The sequence below is a fragment of the Kitasatospora sp. A2-31 genome, assembly GCF_022288725.1.
Lineage (GTDB): Bacteria > Actinomycetota > Actinomycetes > Streptomycetales > Streptomycetaceae > Kitasatospora.
This window is the reverse complement of the sequence record NZ_JAKNTA010000094.1, coordinates 1-2,130: the sequence shown is the minus strand read 5'-3', so window position 1 is coordinate 2,130 and position 2,130 is coordinate 1. Positions and strand designations below refer to the sequence as shown.

The following is a 2,130-nucleotide window of genomic DNA, read 5'->3' as shown; positions in this document are numbered from 1 at the left end:
GAGTACGCGCTGGTGGGCGGCGCGGGCGACTGGCGGGCCGGGACCCTGCCCGCCCGCGGCCAGGAGTTCAACCACCCGCTGTACGCCCGGCTCACCCCGGCCCAGGACGGCCCGTTGCCCCCCACCCTCTCCTGGCTGCGCGTCGAACCGGCGCGCGAGGTGCTGGTCGGCGCCCTGAAGCCGGCCGGAAACCCCCTCGCCCACGGCTCGGCGGCGCCCGTGGGGGAGCGGCTCACGCTCCGGCTGGTGGAGGCCACCGGCCTGGGCCGCACGGTCTCCCTCGGCGGGGCGCTCGGCCTGGCCGACCTGCACCGGGCCGACCTGCTGGAGCGGCCGACCCGCCCGGAGGACCTGAGCCTGGCGGGCTCGCAGATCGTCACCGTGCTGGCCCGGCCCGGCGTCACCGCCGATCCGGGCGGTCCGGTCCTCGGCGCGGTCGCCGAGGCCGCCCAGCCGGTGCACGCACGGTACTGGCTGCACAACCGGGGCCCGGCGCCGCTCGGCTACCTGCCGGTGTCGGTCGGCGTCTCGCCGGGACTGCTCCGGACGGCGGGCGAGCCCGTCGAACTCTCGGTGGTCCTCGCCTCCCAGCTGCGGGACGCCGCCGCCGAGGGAACCGCCACCGTGCTGGCGCCCGAGGGCTGGACGGCGAGCCGGCAGGCCCGGCCCTACCGGCTGGAGGCCGGCGGCCACCTGCGGTTCCCGGTCGAGCTCACCCCGCCCGCCGGGGTGGAGCCCGGCCTGTACTTCGCCGCCGTCCGGATCGGGCACGACGGGCAGGAGATCGAGGACGTCGCCACCGTCGCGGTGGGCGACCTGCCCGAGCTGCTGCCGGCGCCCGGCGCGGCGCCCGAGGACTGGACCGCCGCCCAGGGCACCACCTCCCCGGTGGGCCGCGACACCGGCCTCACCGCGACCCTCCTGACCGAGTCCGTCCGCCTCGCCCCCGGCGGCCGGGCCGTGCTCGACCTCCGCCTCGCCAACCGCACCCGGGGCGAGATCCGCGGTGAACTGCAACTCGTCTCGCCCTGGGGCACCTGGGACGCGGTCGGCGCCCCCGTCCGCGGCTTCACGGTCCCCGCCGGGGCCGTGCGGACCGCGTCCTTCGACCTCGCCGCTCCCGAGGACGCCGACCCGGGGACGTACTGGGCCCTCGCCAAGGTGATGTGGTTCGGCCGCTGCCAGTACACCCCTGCCGTGCCCCTGACGGTGGATCGGTGACGACCGGGCCCGCGCCGGCGGGCGAGGTGGTCCGGCCCGGCGTCGACGCCCCACGTCCGGAGGGCGGCCGGACGGTTGTGGTTGAAATGTGATCTATTTCTGTGCGGGCGATGAGTGGTTGGTGGTCTCATGGGCCAATGACCTACGCGTACCCGCCGCCGGCTGCCGCTCCGACCCGCCCGTGGTGGCGCCGACCTGCGGCGATCGTCCTGTCCCTGCTCTTCGTGCCGCCGCTCGGCCTGGTGCTGGTGTGGACCTCGCTCTGGCAGCGGCCGGTGAAGATCGCCGTCAGCGTGATCGGCGGGATCTACTGCCTGATCTGGTTCGGTGCGGTGCTCGCCGACCCGAAGCCCAGCCGTACCGAGCTCGTCCAGCCGGCCGCGGCGGCCACCTCGTCCGCCGCCGCCCCGGCCCCGAGCCCGACGGTCACGCCGGCCCCCACCCCGACACCCGCCCTCACGCCCACCGCCACGCCCACCCCCACGCCGACCGCCACGGCCACGCCCGCTCCGACGCCGACGCCGAAGGCGGCTCCGGCGGTCACGCCCACGCCGACCGCCGCGTCGCCCGTGTACTACACGAACTGCGCGGCCGCCCGGGCGGCCGGTGTCGCGCCGCTGCACCGGGGCGACGCCGGGTACCGCGCGGGCCTGGACGCGGACGGCGACGGCGTCGCCTGCGAGGCCTCCGCCGCGAGCGGAGGTTCGTCCTCCGGCTCGGGCTCCTCCTCCGGCTCGGGAGCCGCCACGAGCGGCGGTTCGTCCTCCTCCGGCGGCTCCACGTCCGGCACGGACTCGTCCACGAGCGGCGGCTCGTCCTCCGGCGGCGGGTCGGCCGCCTCGGGCTCCAGCGGTGGCGGAGCGGCGCCGTACTACGCCAACTGTGCGGCCGCCCGCGCCGCCGGCGCGG

At 77.6% G+C, this 2,130-nt stretch carries 2 protein-coding genes; both read left to right on the top strand.

The window, feature by feature from the left end; genetic code table 11:
* Positions 1-1,221: NEW3 domain-containing protein (locus MCM47_RS39800; RefSeq protein ID WP_238951729.1), on the top strand; the 1,221-nt coding region annotated here is incomplete at its 5' end.
* A gap of 137 nt (positions 1,222-1,358) precedes the next feature.
* Positions 1,359-2,130, top strand: a 772-nt coding sequence (locus MCM47_RS39795; RefSeq protein ID WP_238951728.1) for an excalibur calcium-binding domain-containing protein, incomplete at its 3' end; no start/stop codon positions are given.